The 12,630-nt window shown below is 45.7% G+C and carries 13 protein-coding genes and 1 pseudogene; 7 read left to right on the top strand and 7 right to left on the bottom strand.

Features of this window, described 5'->3' with window-relative positions; genetic code table 11:
* Positions 1-214: 214 nt before the first annotated feature.
* The 6 genes from ACO0K2_RS17335 to ACO0K2_RS17310 all read left to right on the top strand — a co-directional run bounded on the left by ACO0K2_RS17335 (position 215) and on the right by ACO0K2_RS17310 (position 4,124).
* Positions 215-775 carry an ankyrin repeat domain-containing protein gene (locus ACO0K2_RS17335; RefSeq protein WP_423021138.1) on the top strand — a complete coding sequence of 187 codons (561 nt, stop codon included), beginning with the start codon at positions 215-217 and terminating at the stop codon, positions 773-775.
* A gap of 201 nt (positions 776-976) precedes the next feature.
* Entirely contained in the window at positions 977-1,306 is a 330-nt protein-coding gene (locus ACO0K2_RS17330; RefSeq protein WP_423021136.1) for a M35 family metallo-endopeptidase, read from the top strand.
* A gap of 281 nt (positions 1,307-1,587) precedes the next feature.
* Entirely contained in the window at positions 1,588-2,043 is a 456-nt protein-coding gene (locus ACO0K2_RS17325; protein ID WP_423021134.1) for a hypothetical protein, read from the top strand.
* A 277-nt stretch (positions 2,044-2,320) separates the two neighbouring features.
* Positions 2,321-2,572, top strand: a complete 252-nt coding sequence (locus ACO0K2_RS17320) for a hypothetical protein (protein WP_423021132.1) — start codon at positions 2,321-2,323, stop codon at positions 2,570-2,572.
* Between the two features lie 516 nt (positions 2,573-3,088).
* Positions 3,089-3,538, top strand: a complete 450-nt coding sequence (locus ACO0K2_RS17315) for a hypothetical protein (protein WP_423021130.1) — start codon at positions 3,089-3,091, stop codon at positions 3,536-3,538.
* Positions 3,539-3,791: 253 nt separating this feature from the next.
* Positions 3,792-4,124: a hypothetical protein gene (locus ACO0K2_RS17310; protein WP_423021128.1), complete on the top strand. Its 333-nt coding sequence runs from the start codon at positions 3,792-3,794 to the stop codon at positions 4,122-4,124.
* A gap of 863 nt (positions 4,125-4,987) precedes the next feature.
* On the opposite strand, the pseudogene ACO0K2_RS17305 reads toward ACO0K2_RS17310, so the two are convergent.
* A pseudogene (locus ACO0K2_RS17305) lies at positions 4,988-5,083 on the bottom strand (IS6 family transposase); the annotation flags it as partial.
* A gap of 474 nt (positions 5,084-5,557) precedes the next feature.
* Here ACO0K2_RS17305 and ACO0K2_RS17300 point away from each other — a divergent pair.
* On the top strand, positions 5,558-6,667 hold the full coding sequence (locus tag ACO0K2_RS17300; protein ID WP_423021126.1) for an HD domain-containing phosphohydrolase: 1,110 nt from the start codon (positions 5,558-5,560) through the stop codon (positions 6,665-6,667).
* 13 nt (positions 6,668-6,680) lie between these two features.
* On the opposite strand, the gene ACO0K2_RS17295 is transcribed toward ACO0K2_RS17300, so the two are convergent.
* From ACO0K2_RS17295 to ACO0K2_RS17270, 6 genes are all read right to left on the bottom strand, one after another.
* On the bottom strand, positions 6,681-7,994 hold the full coding sequence (locus ACO0K2_RS17295; protein ID WP_423021124.1) for a hypothetical protein: 1,314 nt from the start codon (positions 7,992-7,994) through the stop codon (positions 6,681-6,683).
* A 3-nt stretch (positions 7,995-7,997) separates the two neighbouring features.
* The gene (locus ACO0K2_RS17290) at positions 7,998-8,753 is read right to left on the bottom strand and encodes an outer membrane lipoprotein-sorting protein (protein ID WP_423021122.1); all 756 of its coding nucleotides are present in this window, start codon (positions 8,751-8,753) and stop codon (positions 7,998-8,000) included.
* A 13-nt stretch (positions 8,754-8,766) separates the two neighbouring features.
* Positions 8,767-9,999, bottom strand: a complete 1,233-nt coding sequence (locus ACO0K2_RS17285; RefSeq protein ID WP_423021120.1) for an ABC transporter permease — start codon at positions 9,997-9,999, stop codon at positions 8,767-8,769.
* The gene (locus ACO0K2_RS17280) at positions 9,996-10,673 is read right to left on the bottom strand and encodes an ABC transporter ATP-binding protein (protein WP_423021118.1); all 678 of its coding nucleotides are present in this window, start codon (positions 10,671-10,673) and stop codon (positions 9,996-9,998) included. Before ACO0K2_RS17280 ends, ACO0K2_RS17285 begins: the two co-directional genes overlap by 4 nt.
* Entirely contained in the window at positions 10,670-11,338 is a 669-nt protein-coding gene (locus ACO0K2_RS17275; protein WP_423021116.1) for a hypothetical protein, read from the bottom strand. Before ACO0K2_RS17275 ends, ACO0K2_RS17280 begins: the two co-directional genes overlap by 4 nt.
* Before the next feature lie 224 nt (positions 11,339-11,562).
* Positions 11,563-12,483 carry a substrate-binding periplasmic protein gene (locus ACO0K2_RS17270; protein ID WP_423021114.1) on the bottom strand — a complete coding sequence of 307 codons (921 nt, stop codon included), beginning with the start codon at positions 12,481-12,483 and terminating at the stop codon, positions 11,563-11,565.
* Between the last annotated feature and the right edge of the window lie 147 nt (positions 12,484-12,630).

The following is a 12,630-nucleotide window of genomic DNA, read 5'->3' as shown; positions in this document are numbered from 1 at the left end:
TTACGGCTTTTGTAAGGGTTTTGAAAAGCGCGAATTAATATTGGGATTGAATTTCCGGAAATCGGTGAGGCCGCTGGAAAAACCAGTTATCTTAATAATGGTGGGTGGCTAAAGGCATTGCCATTTTTAACGGGTGAATGGGCCTCATTCCCGGATGGTCATTACAAACAGCCAGCGGCCACGATTGAAACATTAAAGGCGCACTACACACATCATGACCCAAATTAGATTGTTTTCGCTGGCATTTCTGTTATTGCCCATTTCACAAGCAAGCGTAATGGCAAGAAATGTTAATGATCTGGACTGCCAAATAACCGCTGATTTTGCTGCTAAAAGTGGTGGCGGCAACGATTTTTTACTAATCTCAGCTGCAGCGGAAGGAGACGTCGATAAAATTGGCACTGCATTAAGACTAGGAGGCAATGTTAATTTTAGCGATGAAGAGCTTATGACGCCTTTGGCTTGGGCTGCGCGATGCAATCATCTTTCAACTGTTTCCTATTTGATTTCCCATGGGGCAGATGTTAACCAAAGTTTTAGTTATCAAAGAGATATGCACTATAAATTCAAAAATTCTTCCGCATTGATATGGGCTGCATCCAATGATAACGTGCAAATTGTGAAATTTCTTGTTGAGCACGGTGCAGATAAATTTCGAAGGGAGGTTATTTATGAAGTGCAAGCAGGAGGTTCTGAGATATTTCTAAAACATGGTCGATCTGCTAGAGATGTGACGAATAATAAGTTGATTTTAAAGATATTGTCTTCCAGATAAGTCCTGACCTTGTCGTTCGTTTCTGCATTTGAATGATCTACTGGCAAGGAAGACTAGGGGGTGAAATTGCCCCTTAAATTAATATTGGCAGTCGCATAATTATTTAATTGTCTAGAATCATTCGCCCGCCCATTACTGACCGGGCGAATGATTTAGGGCAGTCTGGGGGTAATTCCCGTTGGGTTTAACATAAGGACAGTTATGCGCGGTAGCCTTGCGCCATTACGCATAACATATGTAAAGCCGAACGATGCTAATCACTTGATCTACGTAGGTGAACTATTTTGGAGTGCGCCAATGACTGGAATTGACTCGAAAGCCGGGACTTTAATGCCCGAAATGTCGCACTGGAAGGACGTTGGTGCCACAAAAGATGGATTTCCTGAGTACAACGGTGGGTTTAACAATTCTGATTTGAGTATTATGAATAACAATAAACGAGTTTTGCGATTAAAACTTAAGCTTATCTTTCCTGCAAGTTATGTATTCGCAGCTGACGATCCGTTGTTTGAGAAAAGCAGCCTACGGTAAATAGAATTTTGATTCGGCAAATAATATCGAAGATTCCAACGAAGTAAAAGGCAGTCACATTGGAGCACCGAGTTCTGGAGTTCCACTCGTTGAATTTAGTAATGAACAGCGAGTGGAAATAACTGGAAGTTTTGCAATAGCACAGTGTTTGGCTGATCAACGAATTGTTGATTTGGATTTAAATTCTAGAAATTTTTCAGATTTCATGAATAGATGGTTCTTCAAAAATAAAAACGAAGAACAGCGGGCCGGTGAATCGAAATTATTTTTGAGGGGTACCTGTGAGAATCGCTAAATTTGCTACATTTATTTTATGTATTCTATTCGTGGACATCGCCTGCTGTGAAGATACCATTGCCGTGTCAAAAATTGGCGATGAGAAATTTAGAATTGTCTTGGAAAAATCAAAACATAATGAAAAAAATGAGTTTGATGAGTTTTATTTGCGGCTAATGGAATCAATCGAACAACGTCACTTTGATCATATTTTCGCATTGATTTTGTATCCAATTTATGTGGAAGTGGATGGGGTGAAAATGAAAATTTCAGACGAGGCAGAATTTAGACGTAGATCAGACAAAATTTTTACGGGAGAATTTGTTTCTAAACTTGTGTCTAGAAAGGAAAAACTTTCGTATTTGTCGAGAGGAGTGGTAGTTGGACGCGGAGAGCTATGGCTTAATGTAAATAAGCAGGACGGAACATATCAATGGCGGATCATCGCAATCAATAATTGAAGCGACAAACAAAGAAGGCAAGAAAGAAAGCCGAACCTGGGGCAGTTATTTGCCTTTCATTAGGGTTAGCGACGAATCGTCAATGCACTGGGCAGAACAGGGTAATAACTTTAGTTTTATCCAGGATCCGTTGACGCGGGTAGACCTGGGATTCTCAGTGCTACGGACCCCAGATACCGCGACGGAGACCACATTTAAGTTGGCTGGTGGCGAAATAGTATCGGGGGGCAGACTTGGCCTAACTGATGCTGGCTCAAAAGTCATTGGATCTTCATAAGTGACGGGGACTTTAGGGCATGCGCTGGTTTCCGACGGTCTCGCCTATTTTTATGCATTAAATCCCAAAGTCGCAAGAGTCACACTGGATTCGGGATGCAGACGATTGATGGAGTGGGCGCAAGAAATGATGTTCAAAAAAAGTGGGTCGCGTCCGGATGTCGGTATTTTATTTAAAGAGGGCTCAATGAAGGCTATCGAGGTGGTTTCGAAACGGACAAAGCGGCAAGGCTCGTGGATAGAAACATACTAAAAATATCGCGTGAATGCATACAACGTGAAGCGAAGGTCAATAATTGGGCTATTTGGTTAAATAAGATTTTTTGGAAATAATCATGTTTTTTTTCAAAAAAAAGACCCCTCGTAAATCTGCTAAAGGCTTACTTTACGATACAGCCAGGCGAATTAGTTGACTTTGCCTGGATAGCTGGCCTCTTTGTTTTTTATGGCAGCCCGCCTGTTACGTACTCAATTAATTATGGGGGGCGAAAAAGATATCTCAAAATTCATGCACTCTCCAAACCTGAGTATGCAACGAGTAAACACAGGTTGACCTATCCTGAGATTGATGATCGGATTTATTGAACAGGCTTCCAGTTATGAGGAAGTAGTTCACCGATGCGGCTGCATGGATGCAATGGTAGCCTTTCGAATACGTTCATCATATACTCGTTGACGGTAGCACTGCCGCCAAGGACTCGCTGACGTTGAACCAGTAATCATTGATGCGAGACATCTACAGTTATTGCGCTGGAGTTATGAGAGAAAAATGAAGATTTCAGACAATATTTCCCATGGTTCATTTTTATGGCAAGTTAGGATTGTCAGAGTTTTTTCCGGATTATTTTTAATCACTGCTATTGTTACCCAGAAATATTTCGTGGATTTAATCGCATTTTCTGGTATTTCTTTTTTTGCTTCGTTTTTTATGTTAAGGCGTAAATCGAACTTTTGTTTAGAGGTTTATGATTGCAAGGATTTTTTGAGGCTTAAGCTAGATCAAGAGGAAATTACGGTTAATTTTTCAGAGATGGAGAAAGTGGAAATTCGAGATGGAAAGGACGGATTAGATTGGATAATTGTTTATTTTAAATTTAAAGGTCCATTTGGTAAAAATATTCAATTTTATCCAAATATCACTAACATTCAAATGACGCGACTCGATGTTTGGGTTGCGGAAATGAATGAAAGGATTTCAAAATCGGTTTTGTCACATTAACTTTTAAAAAGGCGAGTTTAAGCCGTTACGACTTTTTATATTATCGCTGGACGGACTAAGCCTACCAATGCATAAAACTGGTCTACAAATAACATGTTCTCACACTCTGCCGAGTTCAATAGTCCTTTGCGTATCATGTGTATGAGTTCACTGGTCCTGAACTGAGACTACACACCTATCCGCCGGTCAAATAATGACGACTAAGTACATATACATTCGAATATTGTGTTGAATTTTACTCTGCGGAGTCGCCATGTTAAGCAATGCTAACCCAGTTCATCCTCAAGGGCCTGACGATAAAATTTTTAAAAATCGTTCGATAACGTTTCATGGAGGTGACCATGAAGCTGTGTTGACACTGTCTTATCCTGAGCCGGACGAAATCGTAGACTGGACGCATGATGGTGCGGTGAATGTTAATGATCAATTTAAGCCGCCTCTAAGTATTAATTTCAATTTCACAGGGCATTTTTGGCAGGGTGTTTTTGGGCAAGTTGGTCTTGATGTCGATTTGCTTCGCAATAAGCCTGGGGCTCCAGACTGGAATAGTTTGGCCGATTTAGTCGTTACGTTAAGGGAAAAATAAGCCCGGGCAAATAATTTCTCAAGAGGAGATACTTCTGTAAGCAGAGAAGTTCGGATGGAACCTATGATAACAGTGCTGAATGGAGTGCCTTGCATTCAAGAGAGTATAGGCGTTGGTGGTAATTCTAATGAGAAGCTTCGCTATTACTTTCTTTTGAGTAAAAGCCGGGCTGTTGAGCTTGTTTTTTCATTGATTGACAACACTGACAGGCCGGGCCTTCCTGGGAGCGACTGGCGTTCTCGTGCGGAAGAGCTCAGGAGTAAGCTTTTGTCCAATGTAAGATTTCGCATTGAAGGCAATATATCTATTGAGCTAGGCTCAGGAAGTTAACCCAAAAAAAGTGAATCCACCAGTGCCAATCTGGATGTCGCCATAGTGGGTTGTGTCGCAATAAGGTAGAACGGACAAAAAATGCGGCGAGGGTCCGGAAAATTAAAAAGCTAAACTGTAAAACTGTTCAGCTTTGGATAAAGGCTGACCTTTGGAGGCAGGTACCATTTGCCGTTTGTGAATCATTAGGAAACCGAGTAGAGGAACAGAGTATTTTGGCAGTTGTTCTTGCCATATAAAATCAGATGAGTAAGGTTCTCGCTTTTGTAGTTGGTGGATCTTTGATCTACCTGGCCGCAGCTATTGCGCTGGTGGTCTGGTTTGTCATTCGTCCAGTCGAGCAAATTATGTAGCTGGGGTACATTTCACTCCCAGCTGATCTTCTATTTTTTTGGCTTGGCTCAGTAGGATGGCCTGTCTTGCTGCAAGCCTTCGCAATCGCCGTGTGTGGGGTTGTGCAGTACGGCGCTCTGGGCGCATTAATTGGATGTGTCGCAATAAGGAAGTACATTCGTGATCGATCCAGCCAAATCGCGTTCTTCCATTATTTCTTCGATGTGACGAAAACTCAGTAGATACGCTACGAACCAGCGTACACAAAACATCATGACTTCCAACGAATAATGCAGTCGTTGAAGAACTTTGCGGAGGGTACTTTGATGAGGCTTTTACCCAAGGCGTCCATGCCAAACTTTACGAAATTCGCTTATTGCGACACAGCCTGAGATTTTAATTTTGCGAGGGATTGTCACTGAGCGTGCTTGTTCTACATTACTGCGCCACACTCAATAAATACTCAAAAAATTAAACTTAGCGGACTGAGGCGGCGATTTTTATATTGTGCACCGCAAGAATACCCCCTGTAATGCCATGTCCATACGGCAAATTTAAGAATAATTCAAGATTTCTTTCACGCAATTGATGCATAAAAACAAAAAAGGCATGTACAGTAGCAATGAATCGGTTATGCTTTTCAAGTAGGGTGTTGTGCGTCAGATTGCGGTGTTTCCCCGTCCAACCTGCGTCTTGATTCCGCTCACTTTTTCTGTATCGCCGTCCTTCGTTTTTGCCTTTTCGCCACGCAATTCAACGGGAGCATCAGCATGAACACACCGAGCACCGCAGAAAAATTTAGTTGTCCTGAATTTCTGGCGATGGAACGCACCATTATTGACGACTTTGTCGATTGCACACGGGAATGCTGTGCTGAGGTTGAAGTCTGTGTGAGGGCGCTGAATTCTCAGGGTGGTCCCGAATATATTCACCGCATGTTCCGCTCCATGCATTCACTGAAGGGTAATTGCCAGATGGTAGGGCTGGCCCCGTTGAATGCCTTAATGCATCGTATTGAAGAAGTATTCTCTAAAGTCCGGGCGCACCCGGAGCAATATCTTCCAGAACTGGGCGAATTCTTGCTGTTGGCAACGGACGAAATTGAGGTACTCCTTTCAGAGTTAATCAATCAAGGGCAGGCTGACGAAATTAAAAGAAAACGTTTATCCGACGTTTGTGAAGAGCTACAGAAAAACACGCTCAATGGATTAACTTCGCAGGCACTTACGGCTGCGATTGAAAGTCTTGGTGGACGTGTTTTTGAAAAAGCACCAGCCCACAAAGGAATGAAAGTAGTCCTTGAAGTTCCGGACGATATTTCCTTTATGCGAGAGATGGCTGCGCACTTGGATAAATTGAGTATTTTCCGTAAAAATCGGAGTGAGCAAACCTTAGAATTAGTGCGCGCGTTGAATACGGCGTTAGGAAACCCTGCAGATCCTCAACAATTGGAGGCGGCATCGTGGATGCATGATGTGGGGATGTGCCTGATACCTCAGTCGATTTATAACAAAGAAAGCGCGCTGTCTCGTGAAGAGCAAAAAATTCTACAAGAGCACGTGCAGTTTGGTAGCCAACTCTTAATGCGTTTTGGCGGTTGGGAGGATGCGGCGCGGATGGTATTGGACCATCATGAATTTTTTGATGGTACTGGCTATCCAAACGGTATCGCAGGAACAGAGATTCATCCCGGTGGACGTATGCTGTCCATCGTCGATACGTTTTGCTCGATCACCACCGAACGTTCAGACCGTGGATACAAAAAGAGCTTGATGCAAGCGGTATCGGAAATCAATGCCAATATTCATGTGCAGTTTGATCCGGATATGGTCACGGTCTTTAATGATGTCGTACGTAATTTGATGATGAAGCAACAGTAAGTCTCATCGCAATTTAAAACGCCCATGTGGCAGCGCTATACACAATTCTTTTTTGTGGTAGCTGCGCAAAGATCGCATTGGCGGGACCGCCATAGATGCGTACGCCTGCCTCTAGATGCCAACGGTCGCCTTGCCATTCAAGACTAGCACTTGTTGCGCGTCCTTTGTCTTCTGGTGTGTAGAGCGTATCAATGGCGGTCGTCCAGACTCCACTTTGCCAACTCCAGCGCGCATAGAGATTCTTCCGACGAACGTTATTCGCTGCCGAAAATAATTGTGCCTGCCAAGCGAGGTTGTAGGCCACGGGTCTTTGTAGCGATGGGGTGGTCGACGCGATCGCATTCAAGGCGTGATTACGTTGGTTCCATTCGGTCCATTGCGCATCGGATGGGGCAGCACCATCCCACCACGCTTCGAGAATGATACTTTGTTGATCTTCGGTCGTGTATGTTGTGCCGATCACTGCTTGCTGAATGTGATCAGTGAGTTGCGTTTGCCAAGGCGATGTGTTGCTCAGGAATGTGTTGCTCAATAACGTAGGACGCTGTTGCAAGGAGAGTAGCCCCATTTTTTGGCTGTAACGATACGAAGCGTGGAGCTCGATGGATTCAGACACGACCCACGCTGCCGCTGTGCCGATACTCATGCGAGTCTGCTCACCGTATCGGGCGAAGCCGTACCAGTCGAGATTGCCTGCATGATGATAGGCGCGTGCGGCCAATGCCGGTTCGATACTTGGATCGGTGGTGTTGTTTTGTCTTGGGTTTACGAGCACAACACTGACAGCATTATCCGCATCAAAATAATCCGCCATCGCCAGAGGTCGTCCGATCAAGGTGCTGGTAATGAAGGTTTGTCGCTTTTCTTGTTGAATCATATCGTTAGGACGAAAGCCATAAGCCACGTCCCAGCTCACTATTTTTTTGCCGACACTGAATTGCCACGCGCCGTTTCCCCAGCCTGTATAGAGTTCATTGAGCCACGCTGTGCCGTTGGTCAGTTCATGTTTTGTGTCAGTATCAAAGGCTTGTCCCTGCAGCGTACCAATGGCGGTGATGCCATGTGAAATGACATGTAGTTCTGTCTGTACTTGTGCGTTATCGCTCATCACTGGAATGAGCCCTGGTAAGAGCGCATTCGCAGATGAAACGGGATCGTGACCAGTGCTTTGGGCGCTTGTCCATAGTGGGCGGATTTGACCACTGAATTGCCAAGTCTCTGCGTCGTCTGCAAAGCTCAGAGGGGCATAGAAAGAGCATACCAGTAAGACACTCCGCAATAACACAGCGGTCCCAGCGTGCCACGAATGTTGATGACGGATATCCATGGCTTACTCCATACTTGGATTCTTGGCTAAAAACATGGGATTGAGCCATTGGTCGGGTATCACCTTTGATTTTCTGCTGACATATTGAACACGCGTTTCTTTATGGCTACTCAACTGATCAAGCAAAATCATTTGGCTGACTTCCGTCGGCGCTTGTGCCTTGTTCAAGACAAAGCGGGCTTGCTTGGCGAGCTTTTCTGACTGCACATACAGATCTGCTTTGAGTGGCTCGTGTAGTGTTTTTCCAATCCATAGCTCGATGTGTTGATACGCGACAGACTTGCGATTGGCATTGAGACTCAGATGCAAGCAAGGATGAGCATCGCATTGCTCTTCGCCCACAATGGTGCCGTCGTAGTCATCCGCCCATGTTGTGGTGGCAATATCTCCAATCGACGCATCGCCGAGCAGTTTTTGCATCGGCGTGATGCGTAAAGGTCGTTGGCTGCCTGGCAGCAGCATCCAGAAATCATCGCCCAACATCAACACTTTCTGCCCTTTTTCTGCTGGGCTTTGCATTAGGACTAAAGACTGACGATGCGGGCGGCTATAGACAAGGTATGCGCGTTCTTTTTCTTTACTACCATCGTGATTAAACGTGCTGATCAGCGTTTCTACCTGCATGCTTTCTTCGCCCAGTCGGAAGTGATCAGCGGCTTTCAATAAGCGATTGATGTCCTCTGCTTGCGCTAGCGTATTGATACTCAGTGAGAGCAGGCAAAAGGCCAATGTACGTCGTAGATGTTGAGTGTTGAACATGATAGTTCCTTGATCAGTTATGGGCGAGTGCATTGACGATTGTTTGCTGCAACGTTTTACGTGCAATGAAACCTGAAGACAACATGGATAAGCCAATCATGCCTAATAGGGTAACGACATACATGGCAGCATCGATGGTGATCAGAAGTGGATAGCCTGTTGATCGGCCTGGTGGCGGTGGCATCTGCACCGGAAAAACCATCAACAATACGGCAACAGTGATGGCAATGACAGCACCTGTGACCGCACCTGCCGCACCTAAAAACATGCCTTCAAATGTAAAGCTACGAATCAGCTCTGAGGACATGGTTCCCATCGCGCGCAAACTGCCGATTTCTCGGGTGCGCTCGATGATTGCCATCGCCATTGCATTGGTCACGACAAAGATCACGATGACACTAATGATCAGACCCAATGCGCCAAAAATACGGTTATAAAGTGCACGAACGGATTTGTAAAAAAAGGCCTCATCTAACCACGTTTCGACTTTCATCGCGGGTAATAAGTGGCTGATGCGCTGTTGTGCAGACGTCGTTGCTTGCATATTCTCTAAAAAAACGCCGAGACTAGAAACGCGTTGCGTATTGAGAATTTTCTGTGCGGTGTGGATGTCGGTGTAGACCAAACGTTTATCGATATCTGGAATGCCGGTAGATACAATTCCTCTGACTTTGACATCCATGGCATTGAGCGCACCATCCACGGTACTGACCATCAGTGTCAGATCGCTGCCTGGTTTGGCTTTCATGCTTTTCGCTAAGGCGTCGCCAAGCATAATTTCTGCTTCAGCAGCGTTTGCCTGCAAGATGTCGCCTTCTTTGACGGTTAAGAATGGCCCTTTTACAGCAAACTCTGCCTGTGGATCAATGCCGATCGCCAGCATGATGGTGGACTTGTCGCCATTACTGATTAATCCACTAAAATCTACTCTCGGTAAGACGTAACGCACTGCGGGATCGCCGAGGAGTTGTTGTTCGAGAGCGGGGGCATTGTCGATGCCAAACTGCATCGGAACGTCTTCTTCTGTGCCGAAGTGGGATGGCGTGCCGATAATGAGATGTCCTGTTGTTCTGGCGGCAGCCTGAGACAAGCCTTCGTAAGTAGAGTAGGCAAAGCCGCCGGCTAATAAAATACCTGCCGTACCCAGCGCCGCAATTGCCACTGTCACGATCGAGCGGCGACGATTACGCAAACTGTTATGAAAGGCAAATTTCATCCAGGTGAGATTGTCTGTGAGTCGTTTCATTGTAATTTCCCATCCAGAAGAGAAACAATGCGATCAGCACGGCGAGTTAGTCGATCGTCGTGGCTGGCAATGATGAATGCGGCACCTTCTGCGTGTCCGCGCTCCCGCATGAGGTCCAATACTTGGTCTGCCGTGTGCGAGTCGAGGCTGGCAGTCGGCTCGTCAGCGATGACAATCGAAGGACGTTTAATGAGTGCCCGTGCAATGGCCACGCGTTGACGCTGACCGCCAGACAGCGCATCCGGCAAATGATGGGCATGTTCATCGAGGCCAACAGCTTTGAGTTGTGCGGCGACGCGCGCCTGACGCTCAGACCGCGAGACCCCTTTTAAGAACAGGGGATAGTCCACATTCTCTGCCACCGTCATCACGGGGACGAGATTGAAACTCTGAAAAATAAATCCAATCGTGTCACGACGCTGAAGCGTTAATTGTTGATCGTTCATGTCAGCGATGTTTTTACCATTAATCATTACCTCGCCTTGGTCGGCACGGTCAATGAGTCCGCATAAATTCAAAATGGTGCTTTTGCCACTGCCTGAGGGGCCTGTCAGAGCGAGCAGTTCACCCGGATACACTTGTAAATCGACTCCTTGCAATGCCTGCACCAAATGGGCTCCGAGGCGGTAGGATTTGTGAACGGCGCGCAGTTCGATAATGGCGTTTTGGCTCATGATGGCAATCCTTTGAGCATTTGCGCAGCGACGGGAGCTTGTGGTGCGTTCGTCTGTATCACTGACGTGAGGTAGTCTTTTGCCCGCTCTGGATGCTGTTGATCGATCGCCAGACGCGCTGCGCGTAACCAGACGGCGCCGCGGAAACTGATGGCGGTCGTGGGAAATTGTGATTGCTGCAAAATGTCATTCAGCAGCTGTTGTCCTTGGCTTGCTCGATGCATAAAGCTGGGTACCGCCAGAAAAGTTGTGGCTGCGACAAATTTGACTTCCAGCGTGACTGGCACCGTACCGTGCATTGCCACCGTGTGTGTTGCTGAATTTGCATCGGCACGGGTGGTCAGTTGCAATGCTTTATCTAACTTTGCGAGACCGTCTTCCGCATACGACATTTTCTTCCAAGGAAAGAGCGTCGTCGTCGCCAGTTTGGCTGTAGAGGCACCAGCATAGGCCATGAGTAAGGGATTCGTTGGTTCTGAAGCAAGTAATTGCGCAAATTCTTCTGCAGATTGTTCGATGGCTTGATCACCCGACATCGTGGTGAATTTCTGAAAACTCGCTTGGAAGGCGGTTTCAGAAAATGCAGAGGCCGATTCAGTGATCGATAGTAAAGTGGAAAGAATAAGAACGAGACGGATGCCTCTGCTGGATAAGCTGATTTTCATGTTGATCTCCTGTTAAGCCTATGCAAATGAGAGATAGGACAGGAGAAGGCTAAAGGCAATTAATTACAGGTGCGATGACAATGCGACTAGTGGTCGATATGCGGCGTGAAGTCGTCACATTCTGGCGTGAATGGATGTCGCTGATCGTTGAAGGAGAAGGGGAAATGCAGTAGCGAAAAGAGCAGAGGGGATTTTATTTGTTTTTCGGCAATATTGCAGATGCTTTATGGCTTGGCGAGCGGCGGCATGTCACCCATCTTACGGGCCTTTGCCATAGCGAGATTAATTCTATTGATGATAGTCTTGTCTGCATTGAGCGCCGTGACGAAATAAACGTCGTCAGCGAGAAACGGTCGGGCAATGACTTTAATGCCTGGTTTATTTTGTGTATTTGCGCGGATATTCTTGTCTTGCATATACTGCATGAGTTCGTTTTCTAGCTCTTTGGCACTGCGTGCACGCGAGTTAAAGAGCATCGCATCCATACGTCCTGAAAGTAGCTTTTTTAAGCGAGATGCGAGTTGCGCAGGATCTTCTTCCACTTTGAATAAAACGTTGCGTTGGCTATCAATTTCATCGTTGAAACGGATTCCATGCACGATACCAATCGACTTTCCCTTCAAATCCGCGAGTGTGGAGTTTTCAATGCCGGCATCGTCACGCACGATGAGCCAGACATTGTCGGTAAACACAGGATCGGAGTAAGCCAGATACGTTGAGCGCTCACTTGTTTTTGAAATCCCATATCCAATACCTTCACCTTGCTTCACTGCATCAAGCAGTCGGGGGATGGGCATACGTCGGATATCGAAGCGAATACCTGCAATACGGCTAACATTGTCTAATAATTTTTGGTTTTCTGGGCGCAGCGGTATTAGTTCACCATTTTCATCACGAGACTCTGCCGTAATGACAGTCACGACAGTCAGATTCGAACCAGGGGTTTGTGCAGCGCACCCAATTGACCATATCAATAAGATGCTTAATACAGCAGAAACGACGCCCGTTTTAATAGATGTAAATAAATACATGCTGCCTTTGTGATGCTTTGATGGGCGAGTAATGAATGGATAGGCGCTTTCTTGCTGAAGTAAGGCCGCAAAAACGAAAGGCGGTGATGCTATTTCAGCATGAAAAACGTTCATCGCTAAACAAGAGTGTACTCCTCTCAACGAAAAGTAGACAAGTAACGATCATGACGCCGTTGCTTTCATCTGGTTGTATCTCTACCTTGTTAATTATTGTCATAGATATTTTCTGGTGTCATTTATTTTCTATCATGTAGTAAAACT

This window comes from Undibacterium sp. MH2W (assembly GCF_049340215.1).
Lineage (GTDB): Bacteria > Pseudomonadota > Gammaproteobacteria > Burkholderiales > Burkholderiaceae_D > Undibacterium.
The sequence above is the reverse complement of the archived record's forward strand: the minus strand, read 5'-3'. Positions and strand labels throughout refer to the sequence as shown.